Below are 20999 nucleotides of genomic sequence, written 5' to 3'. Positions count from 1 at the left end.
GATGGGGGCGTTTGCACTGATAATGCCCATCATTTTATGAGAAACCCAATGTCTGAATCTTTCAGCTAAAATGAAGTCACAATAACACCAAAGGCCACATTTACCTTACGAAGGGACGTATTATTATGACATCTTGTGTTCTAATTGCCCTCTCTCCCCTTCCGACAAACGTCTCAAACAAGCAATGCACCGATCGAGCAAGTCAATCGGTGCATTTACGTTAGGAAGTTAAAGGATAAGACTACTGCCCTCCTCCCCCCACCAGGAGAATCTTTGCCTGGTATCCCAGGCTGCCTTTGTGCCCGAGCCGGATCATATAAGATCCGGCAGGCAGGCGCCGTTCCAGGTCAAAACGAAAAGCCTGCCCCGGAAGGTGGAGGTAAGATTCGGTAAACAGGGCCTTGCCCATAAGGTCAAAAACTTCCAGCGTCATAGTCTCCCCTGCTTCCATTCCTTCCGTGCGCACGCTGAAATGTTTACCCGTATTTGGGTTGGGGAAGAGGTTAAATGACCAGTCAGCAGCGTCGGAATATTGTACCTCTATCAGGTGTGAGAGGCTCACTACACCGTCAAAATCCGTAGTTTTCAGCCGGTAGAAGGAGGATCCCTGGTAAGGTTCATCGTCCCGCATTTCGTAGTGGAGTTGTTCTCCTGGCTCGGAGAAGCCGGCAGCGTCCGTATCGCCAACAAAAGCGAAGGAGGAGCCATCTACAGTTTTCTCGATCGTGAAGAAATCTGTCGCCTCCTCATTCTCGGTCACCCACTTGAGCAAGACGTAGTCTTGCTCCGGGAAGGCGTCGAAACTGATGAGCGTGAGCGGTAAGGGGATACTGCCTACGTACAGAGAGACATCGAAACCGTCCCCATCTCCGCCGCCGAATAAGGCGGCCAGGTCCTGGCCGCTGATGGTGGTAGAAAACTGCAGCACGTCGAAGCCATCGCCGGAGCCTCCACCGAACAGGCCGGCAAGATCGGTGCCGTTGAGGGCAAGAGAAATGGATAGGTTATCGAATCCGTCGCCAACACCGCCGCCGAATAGCCCAGTCAGCGATTCACCACTGATGGTGGCATTGATGGTTTTTCCGTCGAAACCGTCACCGTCGCCACCGCCGAATAGTCCGGTCAGCGTGTTGCCGGAGAGCGTCAGGGAAATAACTTCCCCGTCAAATCCGTCGCCATCGCCACCACCAAAGAGCGAAGCTAAGTTTTCGCCACTGATGGTTAGGCTGACGGTATGCTGATCGAAGCCGTCGCCATCGCCACCACTGAACAGGGAAGAAAGATCGATTCCGGACAAGGTGAGGCTTTCGGTAACATGATCGAAGCCATCTCCATCTCCACCGAGAAATAGTGCAGTAATCCCGGCGGGGACCCCGTCAAAGGTTACTTGTACGATCGCGTTGTTGGTGAATCCGTCACCATTCCCACCAGCATACTGAGCAAAAAGTGGAACGGTTACCAAAACTCCTCCAAGAAGAACAAGGCATCTCCACATGATAATTTTATAGTTCATGGCATAATTAATTGAGACGTTAGAAAATTACGTCCCCGATTAATCAGCCGAGCGTACGCCACGAAAGCCGAGACGGTTGTTTGCTCCCACCAGCACTGTAGCAGCGTCGTAACGATCTGAAAGGCGGATGAAGTCAGAACCATTAAAGAAAGACCCTCCCCGGTAACCGAAACCGGTGTTATTATCCGCTGGCCAGGTGGCTACATTATGGGTGCCGCTACTCAGTAGTTGGCCGTCTCCGTGGGCAGCCGTAAAGGCCCGCCCTTCGGGGTTGCCAACCGTTATGCAACGTTCATAAAGGTTGCCCGTAAGCTCCATAACGCCGTAGTAACCGGCACCGGTATCCTCCCGGGTAGGGTTCACCGCACTCGCCGCAAGAATACCACAACGTTTCGGGCCTGTGGGTGTGCCGTTCGTTGCGTTGTAGAGGGCATTCCCAACGCCTTCTCCCGGATTAGATATACGCTCATTAGTGCCGTTCAGGTTCTGGTAATCGTAGTCAGTGGCGTGGATGTTGGCGGTTCCCCAGGCGAATTCATTATTAACCGGGTTGGCGGTACCCCGGCCAGCCTTTTCATACTCCATTTCGGTGATGGGGCGGAGCGCCGCCCAGTCCAGGTACGCAAGTAAGATGTTGTTGTTGACGTAGTTGAGCGGCACGTCGGGCAACGTTGTGGTAGCATTTCCGGCATCCTCCCAGCTTACGCCATTACGGTTGAGTTCCGTATCCTGGCCCTTTCCATTCGGTCCGGTGACATCCAGATTTACCCGTTGGGTTTGGGTCAGCGTATTAAAGAAGGCCACGTACTGCGACTGCGACATTTCATACTTCATACAGTAAAATGCAGAGAATCCTTTGGGGAAAGCTGCGGGAATCGGGCCCATAAGATCGCCGGGGCGGCTACCTCCGGTAGCTGTACTGTAGTCCAATTGTCCTGTCCCGCCACCAACGGTAATCGCCGCTTCTGAGGTTACCCGGTAGGCGCTGTAAAAGGTTGGGAATACCGCGCCCCTGGTCCTGAATTCTCCCACTTCGTTTTCCGCTCCGATACCGCCAAAGCCGGTACCTAAGCGATATTCTCCTTCGGGGATATAGACCATTTCCAGGGCGAAGACCTGGACGTCGACTACGGCATTTTCGTCAACGTTGCTGGCATCGTAGTCCCATTCGAGTTGTATGTCCTGGACGAAGATGTCGCCGTTTCCGTCAGCATTACGGTATACGAAGGCACCGACGTTGTCGGTAACATCAACCGTTGCGCCCGCTGGGGAGACGCCAGAACCACTTATGACGGTATGACGCCATGGGCCACCGTTGACCCGGAATTTTGCAAAGACCCAGGCGGCATCGTAATTCGCCGGGCCAACGCTGATGCGCCAGGAGTTTTCCCAGCTAAGGTCGAACTGAATCACCGTTGTGCCCGAAACCACGTCTTGGTCGACCAGCGTGATGTTGGTTACTTCAATATTGTTGGCGTGCAGAGCAAAGCCACTAAGTAGCAGCAGAAAGGAGTAAAGAATTCGTAACATAGGTTGTTGATTATGGTGCGGCCACTTTTTGGCGCGGACGCTGGTGCAATGGGATGGTTTTTCAAAAAGGCAGGGGCCAACAAGGGCCTCCCTGATGCTTTATGCCATACAATCAATGGTTGTTACAGCGGAGTGCAAAAAACATCCGGGTGGTACAAGAGAATTTAGAGAATAGCGCCGCTCTTGCTTGCTTATCAGGCCTGACTTTGCACCTGCGTCCGCGCCAAATGAGTGAACAATCAGATGGTTAATAGTCAGATGGTCAGACAGTCCCCCCTCGCAAATCACTGCTTTACTTTCTGACTGCTTTACTTTTTGACTCTCCGACTACCTGACTTTTCCTATCTTCGCCCAAAATCTAAAGAGCCCCCAATATGAACCTCCACGAATATCAAGGCAAAAGCATCCTCGTTAAGTATGGCGTGCCGATTCAGAACGGCTATGCAGCCGATACCGTTGAAGAAGCCATGACCAAATATGATCAGCTTGCGACCGAGACCGGCAGCGGCTTTGCCGTGATCAAAGCACAGATCCACGCAGGTGGCCGTGGTAAAGGTGGCGGGGTAAAGCTGGCTAAAAACCGCAACGAAGCGCAGGAGCACATCTCCAATATCCTCGGTATGCAGCTGAAGACGCCGCAAACACCCGGCGGAATGGAAGGCCCCGGCAAGCAGGTTAATAAGATTCTGGTAGCTGAAGACGCTTACGCGCCTGATTTCGCTGCCTGCAAAGAGTACTACATCTCTATTCTGATGGACCGTGCCCGCAAGCAGAATGTCATCATCCACTCTACGCAGGGTGGCATGGATATCGAGGCCGTTGCTGAAGAAACACCTCACCTCGTACACAAGACCTACATTGACCCGGAGCTGGGTATGCAGGGCTTCAACGCCCGTGAGGTAGCCTTCAACCTGGGCCTCTCTGGCCTGGCGTTCAAGAACATGACCAAGTTCATCTACAAGCTGTACGCTGCTTACCTGGGTGCCGATGCAGCCCTGATCGAGATCAACCCTACCCTGCACAAGCCAGACGACAGCATCATCGCGGTCGACTGTAAATTCAGCGTAGACGATAACGCGCTGTACCGCCACAAGGACATCGCGGAAATGCGTGACACGACGGAGGAAGACCCTACCGAAGTGGAAGCAGCGAGCTACGGCCTCAACTTCGTCAACCTGGACGGTAACGTGGGATGTATGGTAAACGGCGCTGGTCTGGCCATGGCCACGATGGACATCATCAAGCTCTCCGGTGGTGAGCCGGCTAACTTCCTTGACGTAGGAGGTACCGCCGACGCAGAACGGGTAGAGAAAGCTTTCCGCATGATCTTGCGCGACGAAAAAGTCGAAGCAATTCTCATCAACATCTTTGGCGGTATCGTCCGTTGCGACCGCGTTGCCCAAGGTGTAATCGATGCTTACAAGAACATCGGTGACATTAAGGTCCCAATCATTGTTCGCCTCCAGGGCACGAACGCAATTGTTGCCAAGGAAATGATCGACAACTCCGGTTTGAACGTTCGTTCCGCCATCACGTTGCAAGACGCAGCTGATGTGGTTACCTCGGTACTGAAATAAGTCAGACCGTCGACAATTGAAACGGGCCGTCGGGATTTATTCCGACGGCCCGTTTTTATGCAGCGTACCGTTGCTAAGCTTCCTTCAATTAACGCTGATTTACCGCCAGTACCAACACCGACGTCCCGGAAACAGGGGCTGTTTTGCAGTAGGTAATTTGCCCCTTGCCGTTACGCCAGCACTGCATCCAACAGAACTAATCCACACTAAGGTTAATCAGTTTCAGTCCACGCTGTTCTTTTAAAGAAATCGCTTTGGCGTCGATCTCACCGATCGGCACTGCCGTGACGAATTCGCTGTCGTATTCACCATCCTGAAAGATGGCAACATACTGCGTGGTATTTCCTTCACGAAACCGATCAAAATCAATCAGCTGAACCTTACTCTTCTTACGTTCCGTTGCTTCCTTCCTGATTTCTTCCAGCGTATCTGCAAAGAAGAGGAAGTTGAACCGGTCTACCGGAGAGAAGTGATAAAGGACGACGAAGGAAGGTTCCCCGTTCGGCACGTCCAACACGTGAACACGCTTGATCTTAAAGCGATCTTTCGCCATATCCTGGGTTTTCTTAATGATGGTTTCCCGGCTGTCCAGCAACCATACTTTATGGATGGAGGGTTGGGCTTCTTTGACCCATACGCCGTAGAAGTTCGCATCAGACTCATTAAGCGTCACTGCGGCCACATCAACCATGGTGTAACCGGACTTAACCATTTTGCGCTTCAGTTTAATGAACCGGGCCCAGCTATCGGCCATGCCTACGGAGTCACGCAGTGGGCTCTCCGTATAGATCCCGACATAGCTTCGCTCATCGCCTCCTTCTTTATAGGTCTCGATGTCCGTCAGGCGAAAGCCAGCAGCTTGTTGGCTGGCGTGGTCTGCCAGGAAAGCGTCCCATCCCAGTGTGGTCACCACGCGGACTTCCGCATCGGAGGGCTGGTAGATGGCTGAGAATTGTTGTTGGGCGGTCAGTGCAAGACCAGCGAAGCCAGCTATTGCCAGCAGTAGAATTCTGTTCATTAGGTAGTTTGATATACGTAGGGTAAATGTAAGCCATCCCTTGAATATTGTGTCGACCAGCGGAATAGCTGCTTTTCGTAACAAGCTTTAAGAGGAATTGCGGGATAAGTATTGTCCTTTTTTTTGAAGGGGTATTGCGGTAACCGAATTTGCTCCCATCAAACTCACTCTGTACCTGCGCCCGCGCCCAAAAATAAATCTCCTGAACCAGCGCCTGACAAAGGCCCAAAAGCCTGTTTCCCTCCTGAATCGGTGGAATCAGGAGGGAAATTTCCCCGCCCAGGGGATTTAGCTATCATTAACTATCTTCGCCGCAACGATAAACTATCCCGACCAGCTTCAGCACATGTCCAAACAAATTAAGCACGTAGCCATTGCCGGCAATATTGGCGCCGGAAAAACCACCCTCTGCACCAAGTTGGGCCAGCATTTTGGCTGGGATGTTCACTACGAGAGTACCGACGACAACCCCTATCTGAGCGACTTCTACAACGATATGGAGCGCTGGAGTTTCAACCTTCAGGTCTACTTCCTTCACAACCGATACGGTCAGATATTGGGGATTCAGGAAGGTGACCGGACGGTTATCCAAGACAGAACGATCTACGAGGATGCCCATATTTTTGCGCCTAACCTGCACGATATGGGCTTGATGACCCAGCGGGATTTTGATAACTACACCAAGTTATTCGAAACAATGACCAAGCGTATTTCCCCGCCCGATCTATTGATCTACCTCCGGGCTGGAATTGGTACGCTGGTGGCCCACATCGAAAGTCGGGGAAGGGATTATGAAGGGAGTATGAGCCTTGACTATCTGAAGAAACTAAACCGCCGCTATGAAGATTGGATTGCTACCTACAACGACGGTAATATCCTGATCATTGATATCGATACCATCGATTTTGCCAATAAGCCGGAAGACCTGGGGAAAGTGGTGGAGGATGTACAGGCGAAATTACATGGCTTGTTTGAATAGGCACCACTACCCTACTTGAATATGAATCTCAACGCCGATCTCGGAGAATCCTGGTACCAGCAGACCGTAGGTAATGATGCGGAATTAATGCCCCTGCTGGACAGTTGTAATATTGCCTGTGGTTTCCATGGTGGTGACGCCTACACTATGCTAAAAACCATTGAGTTAGCCCAGGAAAACGGGGTGCTCATTGGTGCACACCCTGGGTTTGCCGACCGGAAAAATTTTGGCAGAAAAAGGCTGGAATTGGAAGATGAGGTGCTGTACGCCCAGCTGATCTATCAGGTAAGCGCGCTTAAGGGGATGGTGGAAAGCTACGGGGAGACCCTGCATCACCTAAAACCCCACGGCGCATTATACCATTACGCCAATGAGTACCCTGCGGCGGCACAATCGGTGGCCATCGTCGCGGCTCAATTAGATATTCCCATCATTTACGGTCCGCCCAATGGGTATTTGCGGACATTTGCGGAGGAAGAAGGGCTGGAGTTCTGGGCCGAAGGTTTTGCTGACCGTGCTTATGAAGCCAATTTGAGTTTACGGTCCCGCACGCTGGCAGGCGCTGTGCTAGATGATCCGGATCAGGCGCGGACGCAGGTGCTGAGAATGTTGGAGCGCCGGGAGGTCGTTGCTACCGACGGCAATGCTTACCCGCTTGAAGTTCAGACTATCTGTATCCATGGGGACCATGAAGGGGCCGTAGCACGGGCTCAGGCAGTGCGTAAGGTGCTGGACCGGCCTCGGAAGTTGCAGTAAAACTAGTGCTGTGTCAGCTCGACCTTGTCACAGTTGGCACCTTATCTCTACCGACTGAACCCCCGTCAAAACTGCCTGCCTTCCGGCAGGCCAGTAAAACGTGCTACCTTCTTCTGAATTAATGCGTCAAAATCGACCTGACAGAATACTAGCGAATATTCGTATTCAACAGCGTCAACAAACGCTCCTTACTTTGCTGTTCAATACCGGCTAAATCGATGTTCTTTGTAGAACCACCGTACATATTCAGGGTGTAGCTGTCTTCCGAAAAGACCACGTTCTTCACGTCAGAGAATGAAAGATTTAATCCCCAGAAGCTGTTGACACGGAGGGTCATCCCACGCTTATTCCACTCTACATAATGCCGGTGAAAGAACCGCCGCAGACCTACTTGATAAGCTATGATGATATAGCAGGCGGCTGTGATCAATTTGACGTTGTATGCACCCAAAAATTGAAAAATGTCAAACAGACTAAGCACCGGAAAGAGGCTAGCACAGGCAAATAGTATAGCTGCAACGGGACGATGTGTAAACGACAGCTGATAGAATTTTATCTTTTGCATGGTGTTTTTACTTCTTATTAATGGGCAATGCTATTATTACTCTTCATCAACGATTTCCGCGTCGTCAATCAGGCTGTCACCGTCACCATCAGAATCAAGGAACCCTGAGATGAGGCCTCCTTCTTTTTTGGCCTTGGCGTCTGGGTTTTTCTTTATCTGCATATCCTTTCCACCTTCGTTGGCGTAATCACCATCAGCAAAGCGAGCGGCGCGATCAAAGAAAGAGTCGGTGCCAGACAGAGTGGATTCTCCTGTGTCCCGGGCGGACTCTTTACCATCGAAAGCTCGTGCCCGTGCCTCCGCAACTTCGGCGGCATGCTTAGCCTTTTCGATGGTTTCTTCCATTTTCATTTTTTCGGCCTCTACGTTGGCGTGATCGATGAAATCACTGGCCTTACCCTTTAAGTCCGCACCAATTTCAGCAGCACGGTCAAGAATTTCGTCGCCTTTCTCGAGTACTTTTGCCCCCACGACTTCACTGACATCACCAACTTTTCCGGCAAGAACCTCCGCCTGGTCCTTCAAGCCGGCTCCGGCTTTAGCCGCAGCATTGAGGCCACTGTCAGCAGCACCTGCAGCTGCCCCACGAATACCGGCAGTGGCATCTGCAGCTTTTTTAAACGCGCCGGAGGCAGCGTCCTTTAAGCCACTTGCAGCCTTAGCGACTTTTCCGCTGACATCATCAACCAAGCCTTCCTCAAAGTCAATGGTCCCGGCCTTCGGTGATTCAGTCTCAGAAACTTCCTGCATCCCAAGGTCATCGAGGTCAAGACCAAAATCAGCATCTAAGTCGATTTCTTCGGTTTTAGGGTTAAGGTCTTCCAGTTTGCTATTGATCGCATCGCTGGCCTTGTCTTTCAACTCTTTGCCCTTATCGACGGCAGCATCGGCATCTCGCCATATTTTGTCCGAAAGGTCTTCCAGCGCATCTTTTCCTTTTTCGAAGTACTCCGGAGCCTTGTCCATTAGTTCTCCCGCAGCCTCTTTAGTATGCTGGATGAGGTCGTCACTCTGTGACTTCAGATCATCTCCTATTTCACGGGCAGCATCACCTGCCTTGCCAGCCTGATGCTTAGCTACCGATTTGGCACCGAAGAAAATTCGCTTAAGATCATTGAAAATAGCCATGGATAAAATTGTTCTATTGAGTTCCCAATGTAGGGATTTAGGGCGAAACTATCACAGATTTTCGACTAACGCACTCATATCCAGGAGTTCCGAAGGCCTTGCCCTTCCACCTAGAAGGCCGTTTCAATACGGCGGAGAAATGTTTGTGCTGTCCCCGGACTAACGGGCAAAATCTCGTACGTAGCACCATCGTCCATTTTCATGATCAGGTCTTTGGCTTTCATGGTCTCCAATTCGTTCATGAAAGATGTATTGTTGGACACCACGTTCATGATTCCGTCCTTAAATCCAAAGAAGTAATAAAGCTCACTTGGTGATTTGAGGTAAATGTAAAGCCGGTCATCACCACCAGTTGTCATTTTTACTTCTACATGTACCTCCAGCATTTTAGCAATAGGGTTGCCTTTGATGCTCGCCAGCCCACTTAGTTTGTCGGTGGTTACGAATGACTGATAATCACTTGACCACTTCATATTCAATTGGGTAAATAAGAAAGTATGATCATTGATCTTTTCGGGGACCCGGAAAACTGCGGCGTCGAGAGAAGCCCTTGCTTCCACTTTCTCTTTAGACTCTGGAAACAGCGTTTCAAGGCCTGCCATATAGAATTCTTTATCGGTAACGACATTCAGTCCGGGGGCGGCGTAGCCGCCAGAGATGATGTCCGTAGCCATCATATTAACCAACTTATTAGGCAGAATGAGGTCGATAGCAGCCATGGCCTTCACCTTCACATCAGGGTATTTTTCGGCTACCTCTCCCTCAATAGTTATCCCCGTTTTTCCCTCACCTGCGACGGCAGTTGAATCCACTGGCTTTGGTTCAGTTTCTTCCTCAAGAAGGAACATACTTGGGGTCTCCTTTTTCTCTTCTTTTTTCTCTTCCACAACTGGTACAGGTTCAGGAGCTTGCCTGCGGCTGGTCACCGGCAAGTCCATAGCAACACTACCGTACGACTTCATTTTAATGTACTTAAGCCTACCACCAAGCCCTAATTGACCATCTCCGGATACTTTACCATTAGCGTGATCAAAAAGCATAAGATTACCCCCGATTTTCTCAGGAGAGTAGACCCTTGAGCTGTCCCCAAAAAGGAAAATATCTTTTTCTTCGTTGTAAAGCATTACTTCGTTACAATCGAGGATCGGGTGATCTTTTCTGAAGTCAAGTGTTTGAACGAAGCTAGGATAGATCTGCCGGTTAGGCTTACTCAAATATATACCCGTAAAGAGGGGAAGTCCTTCCCGATCTTTGGGCGTTTCAACCTTAAGCATTAAGTTTTTCTTATCTCCCTCCGAACGTATCGTAAACCATTGAGCTCCCGGAAGCTTCTCTGCTTCGATTTTAGCGTATCCGTCAAACAAAAGCGTTTTGCTACTGGCGTCAAGGTTAATCGTTCCGTAAAACTTAGTCTTGTGGTCGATAAAAAAGTCTGCGCCTTCCTCGACCTCACCTTTAGCTCTGGTAGCCGTCGCCTTTTCACTTGCCTTCCCTTTACCTATCCGGGTACCTACAATATCCTGGAATTCGACTTCCTGCGTGTGCGGACCTACGTTGTACTCATAAAACCCTGAAGCACGATACTCTTTACGTCCAAGGATACTTACCGTAGCCCGGTTCATAACGTGGTATTCATTGATTGTATCCGCTACGATTCGTGCACCTGTGATTTCCGTGATCTTCGCTCCTGGCTCTACCTGAATCTTTCCATCACCCGGGTAGATCCTGGCGTCTGCACTAGTAACGAAGGGGACCCCTTCAACATTCAGCATACTGGTGTTGATATCGTAGGTTGCATCATCTCCGGTAAAGGTCAGTTCATCCTGATCTGGGTGGGTACTCGTGAAACGATCCTTTCCAGGCTTGGCCTGGAAGGTGACACTTCCTCCAGCCATGTTCCAATCAAAACGATCAATACTTGTTTTGAACTGGTTGTAGGGTAACGAAGTAGCCAGATCATTAGTGTTGTTTTCGAAAGAGGCAATCTGTGTTTCGAAATCAACATCCGCATTTACGTTGGTCGTTTGTAAGGCTAGTCGGTCATCACCAGACAACGACTTGATGGCAACATTGGCGGTATCGGCTTTGGCACCGAAGATGCCAAAATCAAGATCACTGCTGGTGAGGCTTGCCGCGCTCCATTCAAGTGTACCGTTTGCCTTGAGTGCTTCTGGCGTAAGGACCAGGCCACCATCAAAACGGTGCGCTCCGGCCTTGAACATTTCAAACGGAACATCTGCAGCGGAGTTTACCAACAGAGAGTCTGCGTAGGGTTTAAACTCGATGTTCACTTCTTTGCCACTAACCTGGGGGATTTCTCTTCCGGCAGTATTCGTCTCCGCCAACTCAAATGACTTGGCACTAGCGGTTGTCCGATTAAGCTGGAAGCTCAGGTCTTCGCTGTCGATATTGGCTTCCAGATAGGTGAATTTACCTTTTCCTTCAAGACCCCGGTTACTAAGTATCACCTCTCCTTCATATTTACCCCGGTCTCCGTAGGCACCCTGACCACCTGCTTCAGTTTGGGTGATAAAGCCAAGGCTTCCGTCCTCCTGAATCGCAAGTGTTTCCTCCATATCGGGAAAAATCCCACCGCTATACAGCTTGCCATCAAAAGCAACTTCACCTGAAATCAGGCTGTCCATCCCGTTCAGACTGAAAGGGTCCAATTTAAAGAAAAAGCTATCGCGGGAATAATTGGCCGAAGAATCAGCCCCATCATAAAATATATAACTAGGCCCTTTGCTCTGCAACGAAGGGAAGTAAGCAATGTCTTCAGTACCACTTTTATTTTTGGGTGCATCGATGAGCAGATATCCGCTGAGGTGCTCAATACGGCTCCCGGTACTTTCGCGTTTCATTCCTTCTCCAAACTTGTCCTCTACGGGCAGGAACAAGTCGAAGTAACGAACAGAGTCCAGTTTAATCCGGTAAGGGTCGTACTCAAAATGAAAATTCTTTCCGGTCAGGACCATTCCTCCTGCGTAAATGTCTCCTGAAAAATCAAAATTACGATCTCCTTTGACCGTCACCTGATTACCCAGGGGTTTAACCGCAATTTGCTTTTCATGGTTAAATTCAATGGGCTGTACATTATCAATTCTGATTTCACCGGTCTTCAGGTCAAAGAAGGCATTGATGTCTTTTGTTCGACTGATAAGACGCAGGCGATCAAAGTCAATTTCTTCCCGGCTGGCCTGCACATAATGGGCAACTTTAGGTAATAAGGTCACCAGTTTGGTTTCCGGATCGTAGAACAAGTAGCCCTTGGTTTGCAGATCAAAGAGAAGTGGCTGGATATCTGCCGCACCCATTTTAGCGTTGAACCTGGTCGCCAGTACCTCAGCATCGATGATGTCATTTCCGCCTTCCGGGCCCATCCGATAGCCATAAATAATGTTGAGCGGATTCGAACGCGCAATGTCCTGAATCCTGATATAGTCCGTTTCATTGAAAAACTCCCTGCTCTCAAATACGACGTCGGGCTTTTCCTCAAAAGAGACGGATCTCCTGCCTACCACAGCACTGTCTCTGCTTAAGTAAACGTCCATCTGGTCGGCATAGATGTTCATATTATTGAGGCTATGGTAAAATGGGCTCTGGTCAGCACTAGAGCCTGACCGACTCAGTTTTGCCACCTGCTCCTGAACATCAATTCGAAGGGTGACACTGGGGTGGTAAAGGCTGTCTTTTCCAAAGTATATGGTGGTTTGAACCCCCTGGCCAGCAACTGTTTCTCTGGGTTTTACGGTGAAACGGTTAGCTTTAGCGCGGACCTTTCTGGTGCCTTCACTATTTGAAACCCCCAGGGTTACCTCGGCCTTACGACCGGCCATACCAATGGCGTAAACGGTACTTCCTCTCATTTCAAAATTCCCTTTCAGGTTAATCCCTTCCCCGATATTTTTGATTTCTACGAACCCGTCATCAGAAACAAATTGAGGATACTGCCCACCTGATTTTGCCCCACCGGCCTCCACCTTATCCGTAAAACGGCCGATCAAAATTTCATCATCGAAGTAATCGGGAAATTGCAACTGGGCGGAATCCGCCGTGTAAATTGTTCTGCCAATATCGAGTTGGTACTTAACCAACACCGCAAAAACATCTTCCGGAAGGCCAATTCGCTGCCAGTCTGTCCGGCCGCCACTTCCTTCCGCAGTACTTTCTGCCAGGTTCACCAGTAGTTGCGTCTCAGCAATTCTGAGTGTATCCTTGAGGCCCAATGCTACCAACTCCTGAATGGAGTCAATTCGCATCATGATTGTTTCATCGTATAAGAAATGTGGCTTACCTCCTCTTACAAACCAGCCGGTCGGCTCCTCTTTTGGTGTAAGCTTTTTGTTAACCTGAAAAGCCCAGGTATTATGCAGCGATTCCGTAATGGCGGCAGCCCGTGAAGACGGATTTGCCAGCATTTGGTCAAAGGCATCATGGAACTCGGCAAATACCGGATTCTCAGCATCTGCCGTTCCGGTCAGGGTAGCTAATAGGTCAAGATAATAAGCGAAACCGGTACTCCGACTAATGCGCTTTTTCCCCATTGCCCTCGAGGTTGCAATGATTCTACGTTGTTGTGCTTCGGTAAAACCACCGCCGAAATATATGCCGACAAAATTAGCATAAGCGTCTTTAGCCTTACGGTTATCATTGAAATTCATGAAGTCTTCCAATGCTTCGGAAAAAGCAGCTGGATCGGTGTCCGGCGGTATCTCTTCTATGCCTTGTGCAAAAGACAAATGGGTAAACAAGAGGATCGTCGTAATAAATAAGGGTAAACGCATGTAATCACTTAGTTGCGGGTAAAAACAAAGGCGCGCCAATCTTCCCTTTTGCGGGTTTCCTGGTGCTGCAAACCTAAGCTGGTAAGGCGGGAAACAAGTAAATCTTCATCGGTGACCAAAATCCCACTGAAGAGCGCAGTTCCGCCTGGAGCCAAGCGCTGATACAACGCTTCGGCAGTTGTTAATATTACATTTCTGTTAATGTTTGCCAGGATGAGGTCATAGGGTGCTCCTTCGGGTACATCCTTCAGTTCCCCATGAATAACTTCATCCAGAATCACACCGTTTCGGGCCGCATTCTCCAGGGTATTCTCTGCCGACCACGATTCAATGTCTACGGCGTCTGCCTGGGCCGCCCCGAGCCGCTTGGCAAGGATCGCCAGCACACCAGTTCCGGAACCATAGTCGAATACCCGCTTCCCTACCGGGTTTTGGTCAAAGATCAGCTCACACATCATGTAAGTAGTCGCATGGTGTCCCGTTCCGAAAGCCATTTTGGGCGTAATGATCAACTCTTGTTCCACCTCAGGATTTGGAGCATGGAAATCAGCTCGGATGTAAAGCCTGTCACCAATTTGGATCGGATTAAACTGACGTTCCCACTCTTCATTCCAGTTTTTATCTTCCAACGGTGCCCAGGTGTAGGTGAACTCGAATCGTTGCTTCAACGCTTCCAGCTCTTCCAGCCAGCGGTCGTGCGCTTCGGCACTGGCGAAAGCCAGTACCCCCTCTTCCGTTTCCTGGAAACTGTCAAAACCTGCCTCTCCTAAAAAGGCAATCAGAATTTGGGTCAGGTCAGCGTTGTTGACCAGGGTATATTGATGGAACATCATGGCAAATGAGTTGAATTTTGGCGAAGGTAATGGCTTGGCTTTAGATTTGAACGAGAAGCTATTTTTGAGGCAGTACGCTTCTGCTTTTTTTGGGCGCAACCGCAGGTGCAGACAAAAGGATAGAGAAGCAAGGTTGTGTAATCGGGTTGAGCGCCCGTGGCGCAATCTTGAAACTGAAAATCGAGCCACGGGCCCTCAACTCAATTCAACTATACACTGATGTAGCAGACAACTCCTGGTCTATCCTGCCAACCCCACCTATATTTACCACCAAAACCATCACCAATGAAAATTACCGGCCCTTTTTCCGTCACCATGAAACCACTTGACACCTATGCTTCGCCTTCAGACGGCGCAAGCCTCGGCAGGATGTCAATCGACAAGGAATTCAGCGGTCCGCTGGAAGGCACCAGCCAGGGAGAGATGCTCACCGGAATGTCTCTGGTAAAAGGTTCTGCAGGCTACGTTGCCATCGAAAAAGTGAAGGGGAGCCTGGCTGGAAAAACCGGCACTTTCGTCCTGCAGCACTTCGGGATCATGTCCGGGACAGAAAGCCGGTTGATTCTGGAGGTCATCCCTGATTCCGGTACCGAGGAATTGACCGGACTAACCGGAAAAATGGAGATCAATAATGAAAATGGTCAGCATTCCTACGTCTTTGATTATGAGATTGGTTGAGTTTACAAGGGTTAGACAGAAAAATGTCACAGGTAATTCAGTCAATTACTTTTGGCTTTCACATTAATACAAGCGAGTCTTTTGGGGCGCAAACCAAATATGAGTCATCCCGGGCACGAAGTACATTACAGCTAATTTTACCCCTTCCCCGATTACTTCTGCAACTAAAATGAAGTGTTCATCCCTCGATAATTGCAAATCTGGTATTCGTTGACCGTTTAACCTCCCTGCCGGGAGACTACTTTTCATGGGAAAAAGTAGCAAAACCCTTTGGCTGTGTCCCCGGCTGATCACAAATACTGCAACGTGCCGCGGGCGGGCTCAAGGTATAGTTCCAAACGAGCTGTTAATAATGTACCCACACCGAACTATATTTCCTGGCTTCAGTTGAACCAGTAAATACAATATTTACCTGCCAAAAATTACCATGCTCTTCAAAGACCTTTTACTGCACCCGCGTCCGCGCCTGATTCTCTCCTTTTTTATTCTTCTTTTTCTATCAAGTAGCATTTTCGCTCAAAAAGGACCAACACCAGGCAAAGTTGCAGGAACGCTGATCGATGCAGAAACAGAGGAGCCCATTGGCTTTGCGAATGTTGTCGTCTATACCATCACCGATAGCCTTGTAACGGGTACTACTACCGATATTGACGGATCTTTTAGTTTTGATAACCTCCCCTTGGGAGACTATCGCCTTGAAATGAGCTTTCTTGGTTACGGCACCGAAAACCGGGGAGTGGAGCTTAATGAAATGGAACGATTTTTCAGCCTTGGAGACGTATTTCTTGGCTCTGGCGGACAAGAACTAGAGGAGGTTGTTGTCACAGCAGAAAGAGCCGTGATGGAGCTTGGGCTTGATAGAAAAGTATTTAACGTCGAAAAAAGTGTAGCCGCTGCCGGCGGCTCCGCCGAGGACCTGCTCCGGCAACTGCCCAGCATCAGTGTCGACCTGGAAGGCAACATTTCCCTTCGGGGAAGTGGGAATGTCCGCTTCCTTATCAACGGACGGCCAAGCGGCCTGGTAGGTTCTGACCCGGCCACCTACCTGAAATCCCTATCCGCCAGCAACATCGAACGTATTGAGGTCATCACCAACCCCGGAGCAGCCTACGACCCGGAAGGTACCGCTGGCCTGATCAACATCGTGCTGAAAAATAAGCGGGAAGATGGTTTCAATGCCTCCATCAACCTTAATGCCGGTACCAACAACAAATTCGATGGGAGCCTTGACCTTAACTGGCGCAAGGGCAAATTCAATAGTTTTGCCGGGATAAGCGGCCGCCATGACGAACGCTTCTTCGTAGGCTTTCGCGATCAGTCGGGTATCATCAGCGACAGTTCTTTTACCCGCCGTTTCAACTTTGATGGAGATCGTATCCGCAAATCAACCACCTACAAACTCGGTACGGAGTATTCTCTAAGTAAAAGAGGGGTGTTGGGTATCCAGGGCAACTACCAATCAGAGGCTGGGCGTAGTGGTAATGACCGGATTACCAACTTTTTCAACAGCGCTGGTGAGCTCGAACGGGTAAGTACCCGCCTGGAGACTGAGCCATCGGATGAGTCCAACTACGAAGTACAGGCAAACTATACAACCACCTTCAAAAAAGAAGGCAGAAAGCTCTCCGCACAAGTTCAGTTTAGCGAAAACGACGAATTTGAGCAGGAGAACTACGACGAGACAATTACTGACGGTAACAGTGTCTTGCTGGAAAATCTATTACAGCAGAGTCCAAGTATTGAGAACCGGAATCAGTGGATTGGCCAGCTCGATTACGAGCAGAATTTCGGTGAATTCAAATTTGAAACCGGGTGGCGCTCTACTCTCCAGGAACTAACGACGGACTCGGAATTTGCGACCTTTGACGGCAACACATTTGTCCGCAACGACCAACAAAGTAACATCTTCCGTTACCAGGAGGACGTGCATGCAGTTTATGGCACCATTGGTGGAAAAGTAAAGGACTTCACCTTCAGTGCCGGTCTTCGTGTCGAGCAGGCCTATACCACCAGCCAGTTGATTGAACCCGATCCGGAGACTTTTGAGAACGACTACTTTAAGGTCTACCCCAGTGTGTTCCTTGGCTATGCCCTAAACGAAAATTCAACACTACAGTTGAGTTACAGCCGGCGGATTAACCGCCCACGTGCCGGAGCCCTCAATCCTTTTGTTGACCGTGGCGACCCCTTCAATCTGCGGAGCGGAAATCCCTTCCTGCTCCCCGAACTGATCAACAGTTTCGAGTTCAACCTTCAGCAACGACATGGGTTGGGTACGCTTACTGCCGGTCTGTACTTCCGCCAGCTGAACGACATCATTAGCCGGATCAGTGAAACGCAGCAAGGGGGAGTAACCCTCAGCACACGCGGCAACCTGGATCGTGGCCGTAACTACGGTATCGAGCTCATCAACACCCTACGGTTTGGCAAAAAATTCGAGCTGACGGCCAGTGCCAACGGTTACCGCAGTGAGATCATCGGCCGTGCCGACGACCAGAGCGTTGACGCTAACGGCTACCTCTTTAGTGGAAACATTCAGGGTGGTTATAAGCTTCCTGCTGATATCCAGGCACAGTTCACTTACTTCTACCGTAGCCCCGGTGTACGCCCACAGGGACGTATCGGTACCATTCAGAGTTTCGACATCGGGTTCCGGAAGGAGATACTTGATAAAAAAGCGGCCATTACCCTTCGGGTGACCGATATTTTCAACACGCGTAAATACCGATTCGATACCGAACTAAGCAATCTTACAACTATAAGCCAGTTTCAACGGGAAAGCCGAATCGCCTATATTGGTTTCCAGTACAGTTTGCAGCAATTGAAGCCGCAGCGTGACCGTGGCGGTCGCGGCGACGGTGGAGGTGGTGACGGAGGTGACTTTTAAGCCACCTGCAGCAGTTACCTTTGTGGCTCATTAGATGTCCTTAACAGTATTGTCAGCCTCTATCATCACCGATACCGACACCGCAGCCCAGGCCCTCCGGGCGGGCCAACTGGTGGCGATACCCACCGAAACCGTTTACGGTCTAGGTGCTAATGCCCTTGATGAATCTGCCGTTTTGAAGATCTTCACCGCCAAGAACCGGCCAAGTTTCGATCCGCTGATCATTCACCAAAGTACGCCGGAGCGGATTCTTGCCTACGCCAGTGAAATCTCTGAAGAAGCGTTCAAGCTGGCCGAGGCCTTCTGGCCCGGACCACTGACCATGGTATTGCCTAAGCATAGATCCGTTCCTGACATGGTCGTTTCCGGCTTACCGGCAGTGGCCTTGAGGGTGCCAGACCACCCTGTCGCCCTGGAACTGCTGTCGAAAGTAGATTTTCCAGTAGCAGCTCCTAGTGCCAATCCATTTGGTTTTGTCAGCCCAACTACCGCTCAACACGTAAAGGATCAACTGGGCGAGAGAGTTGATTACATTCTTGATGGAGGGCCCTGCAGGGTCGGCCTGGAGAGTACCATCGTAGCCTTCCCCAATGGTGAAGCCACGATCCTGAGAAAAGGGGGATTACCCATTGAGCAGATCGAAGAGATTTTAGGACACCGCCTCGCCGTCAAAACACACAGCAGCAGCCAACCAGAAGCGCCAGGGATGCTTAGTAAGCACTATTCTCCGGGCAATCATCTGGAAATTTTTGAGCGTCTGGAAGAAGATCAGCCCATACCCGCAGGCTCGGCCAGAATAGTTTTTGGCCGTGGGGGTAAGGCAATCTCGTACGACGACAAACGTTTGATTACCACTTATGATCTAAGTCCAAATGGAGAATTAGCTCAGGCTGCCCAACAATTATTCACCTTTTTACGTCTTATGGCAACGCACAACTATCCTTTCGTTGCCGCCGAACTACTACCAGAAACCGGTCTTGGAAGGGCCATCAATGATCGCCTTCGGCGAGCTGCAGCTACGGAATAATCCATTAATCCAGTTGTAAGTCATTACCTTTCTACCCGGATCAAACTCCCCAAGCCCAAACCTAGTACATGAGACTATTCGTTGCCCTCACATTTACAACCATTTTTCTTACCTCCTGCTTTGATGACCAGGGCCAGCATGCTGCAACAGTAGAAGGCCACTGGGAACTCGTCCAGGCGCTTAGAAATAACACCGAGACCGAGATGCTGGACGGCCTGCATTTCGACTTCATGGTCGACGGCAAGCTTAAAACAAACCTCCTTGGTAATGAAACCGAGGGAACCTACGTCTGGGCCGATCAAGAGATTGTAACCGAAGGGGTAAAATTACCCCTGACTTATAACATCCAGGAACTAACCGATACTACCATGCACTTACGTAGCAGGTACCAGGGGTTCCAGTTCGATTTTAAAATGAAAAAGGCGGAGTAGAATTCAGTATTTAGATTTCAGTGCTGGACCCTCCGTACTGAAATCTAAATACTGAATTCTGAGTACTGAACCCTGAATTCTGCGACCTAGCGCAGGAAAAAGGTCTGAAGATCACCGACCGTCTCAATCTGAGCGGCTTCTTCTTCTGTGAGGTAGTATTCCAGCTTAGTTTCCAGACTGGCGACCAACAGGTCGATATCCATTGGGTCAAGGAAAAAATCATCCTTGAGTCGCATAAAAGAATGCAACCTGTGACCTGGCACTTTTAATTCAGTGCTGAGGTTATGCATCAGGTTAGCAGAACGGGTAACGGGAACTTGAATTGCAGTCATTTTGGTTTTTTGTTGTGGGCTCGGTTTGACGAGGGCTGAGGGGGTAAGTCACTAAAAAAAGACGCCAGCTAAAATTACCAGCGAATATTCGCTCGAAAGAACGATGTAAAGACACTAACCGTTGCCTGGCATTCGTCTTTTTGTCCGATTTCTTCAATTATCTTTGTCGCCCCCTTAAAAAATAACCCCTTGTATGAGTAAATCCTCAAAGTTCTCTTCCGCCTCTCCACGCAGTTGGCATGGCAATGTCCGAGGTGAAGACAGCTGGACCATGTTTAAAGTCATCAGCGAATTCGTGGAAGGCTACGAAGTAATGAATCGGGTAGGCCCCTGTGTCTCGATCTTCGGATCTGCCAGGACCAAGCCAGACCACAAGTATTATAAGCTGGCTACGGAGATTGGTCAACGGCTTGTGGAAGAAGGCTACGGTGTCATCACGGGCGGTGGCCCCGGCATTATGGAGGCTGGCAACCGCGGCGCCCACCTGTCTAAAGGGGCCAGCATTGGCCTCAACATCGACCTTCCGTTTGAGACCAGCAGCAATCCTTACGTAGATGCAGACAAAGACATTGACTTCCGCTACTTTTTCGTCCGGAAGGTAATGTTCGTCAAATACGCCCAGGCCTTCATCTGCTGTCCTGGCGGATTTGGAACTATGGACGAATTATTCGAAGTACTCACCCTTATCCAAACCCGAAAGATCACCAAGGTACCCGTCGTCCTGATCGGTAAAGAATACTGGGCTGGAATGATCGACTGGATTCGCGAAACGATGGCCGAAAAAGAAAAAACCATCGCCATGGACGATATGGACCTTATCCCGGTCGTTGATTCTGCAGACGAAGTCCTCCAGATCATCCGGGAATTCTATGATGTGCAGGGGCATACCCTGGAGCCGAATTATAAGCTGTAGAAAAGATGAAACGGTTACTTACAATCAAGGCATGGAAATTAATTGTCA

The 20999-nt window shown here is 49.8% G+C and carries 16 protein-coding genes; 8 read left to right on the top strand and 8 right to left on the bottom strand.

All coding sequences use genetic code 11. The annotated features are described in order from the left end of the window. Positions 1-241: 241 nt before the first annotated feature. Together B036_RS0107065 and B036_RS0107060 are read right to left on the bottom strand one after the other, a co-directional pair. A complete protein-coding gene (locus tag B036_RS0107065; protein WP_020567999.1) occupies positions 242-1513 on the bottom strand; it encodes a T9SS type A sorting domain-containing protein in 1272 nt (423 codons plus the stop codon). 39 nt (positions 1514-1552) lie between these two features. Further along, positions 1553-3043 (bottom strand): SUMF1/EgtB/PvdO family nonheme iron enzyme, encoded by a 1491-nt coding sequence (locus tag B036_RS0107060; RefSeq protein ID WP_020567998.1) that lies wholly within the window; start codon positions 3041-3043, stop codon positions 1553-1555. Positions 3044-3417: 374 nt separating this feature from the next. Here B036_RS0107060 and sucC point away from each other — a divergent pair, with 374 nt between their 5' ends. Further along, positions 3418-4620 (top strand): ADP-forming succinate--CoA ligase subunit beta, encoded by a 1203-nt coding sequence (gene sucC, locus B036_RS0107055; protein ID WP_020567997.1) that lies wholly within the window; start codon positions 3418-3420, stop codon positions 4618-4620. A gap of 196 nt (positions 4621-4816) precedes the next feature. Here sucC and B036_RS0107050 read toward each other — a convergent pair whose 3' ends face one another. Continuing rightward, a complete protein-coding gene (locus B036_RS0107050; protein WP_020567996.1) occupies positions 4817-5638 on the bottom strand; it encodes a hypothetical protein in 822 nt (273 codons plus the stop codon). A 346-nt stretch (positions 5639-5984) separates the two neighbouring features. On the opposite strand from B036_RS0107050, the gene B036_RS0107045 reads away from it, so the two are divergent. Further along, positions 5985-6617, top strand: coding sequence for a deoxynucleoside kinase (locus B036_RS0107045; RefSeq protein WP_020567995.1), 633 nt, complete (start codon positions 5985-5987; stop codon positions 6615-6617). 21 nt (positions 6618-6638) lie between these two features. Next, entirely contained in the window at positions 6639-7373 is a 735-nt protein-coding gene (locus B036_RS0107040; RefSeq protein WP_020567994.1) for a 5-oxoprolinase subunit PxpA, read from the top strand. Positions 7374-7521: 148 nt separating this feature from the next. Here the strand turns inward: B036_RS0107040 and B036_RS0107035 are convergent, their stop codons facing one another. From B036_RS0107035 to prmA, 4 genes are all read right to left on the bottom strand, one after another. After that, positions 7522-7803 (bottom strand): hypothetical protein, encoded by a 282-nt coding sequence (locus B036_RS0107035; RefSeq protein ID WP_157472068.1) that lies wholly within the window; start codon positions 7801-7803, stop codon positions 7522-7524. A gap of 171 nt (positions 7804-7974) precedes the next feature. Continuing rightward, positions 7975-9066 carry a hypothetical protein gene (locus tag B036_RS0107030; protein WP_020567992.1) on the bottom strand — a complete coding sequence of 364 codons (1092 nt, stop codon included), beginning with the start codon at positions 9064-9066 and terminating at the stop codon, positions 7975-7977. A gap of 110 nt (positions 9067-9176) precedes the next feature. After that, positions 9177-13850 (bottom strand): hypothetical protein, encoded by a 4674-nt coding sequence (locus B036_RS0107025; RefSeq protein ID WP_020567991.1) that lies wholly within the window; start codon positions 13848-13850, stop codon positions 9177-9179. An 8-nt stretch (positions 13851-13858) separates the two neighbouring features. Continuing rightward, positions 13859-14683: a 50S ribosomal protein L11 methyltransferase gene (prmA, locus tag B036_RS0107020; protein WP_026231764.1), complete on the bottom strand. Its 825-nt coding sequence runs from the start codon at positions 14681-14683 to the stop codon at positions 13859-13861. A gap of 285 nt (positions 14684-14968) precedes the next feature. Here prmA and B036_RS0107015 point away from each other — a divergent pair, with 285 nt between their 5' ends. The 4 genes from B036_RS0107015 (at position 14969) to B036_RS0107000 (ending at position 19706) form a co-directional block, all read left to right on the top strand. After that, positions 14969-15361 carry a DUF3224 domain-containing protein gene (locus B036_RS0107015; RefSeq protein ID WP_020567989.1) on the top strand — a complete coding sequence of 131 codons (393 nt, stop codon included), beginning with the start codon at positions 14969-14971 and terminating at the stop codon, positions 15359-15361. Between the two features lie 427 nt (positions 15362-15788). Beyond that, entirely contained in the window at positions 15789-18248 is a 2460-nt protein-coding gene (locus B036_RS0107010; RefSeq protein ID WP_020567987.1) for an outer membrane beta-barrel family protein, read from the top strand. Between the two features lie 49 nt (positions 18249-18297). Then, positions 18298-19275, top strand: coding sequence for an L-threonylcarbamoyladenylate synthase (locus tag B036_RS0107005; RefSeq protein ID WP_020567986.1), 978 nt, complete (start codon positions 18298-18300; stop codon positions 19273-19275). 68 nt (positions 19276-19343) lie between these two features. After that, a complete protein-coding gene (locus B036_RS0107000) occupies positions 19344-19706 on the top strand; it encodes a hypothetical protein (RefSeq protein ID WP_020567985.1) in 363 nt (120 codons plus the stop codon). Between the two features lie 86 nt (positions 19707-19792). Here B036_RS0107000 and B036_RS0106995 read toward each other — a convergent pair whose 3' ends face one another. Next, positions 19793-20038, bottom strand: a complete 246-nt coding sequence (locus B036_RS0106995; RefSeq protein WP_020567984.1) for an acyl carrier protein — start codon at positions 20036-20038, stop codon at positions 19793-19795. Between the two features lie 193 nt (positions 20039-20231). Here B036_RS0106995 and B036_RS0106990 point away from each other — a divergent pair, with 193 nt between their 5' ends. Next, complete coding sequence (locus tag B036_RS0106990) at positions 20232-20951, top strand: LOG family protein (RefSeq protein ID WP_020567983.1); 720 nt, start codon at positions 20232-20234, stop codon at positions 20949-20951. Positions 20952-20999: the final 48 nt, after the last annotated feature.

The sequence above is a fragment of the Neolewinella persica DSM 23188 genome, assembly GCF_000373105.1.
Taxonomy (GTDB): Bacteria; Bacteroidota; Bacteroidia; order Chitinophagales; family Saprospiraceae; genus Neolewinella; species Neolewinella persica.
The sequence above is the reverse complement of the archived record's forward strand: the minus strand, read 5'-3'. Positions and strand labels throughout refer to the sequence as shown.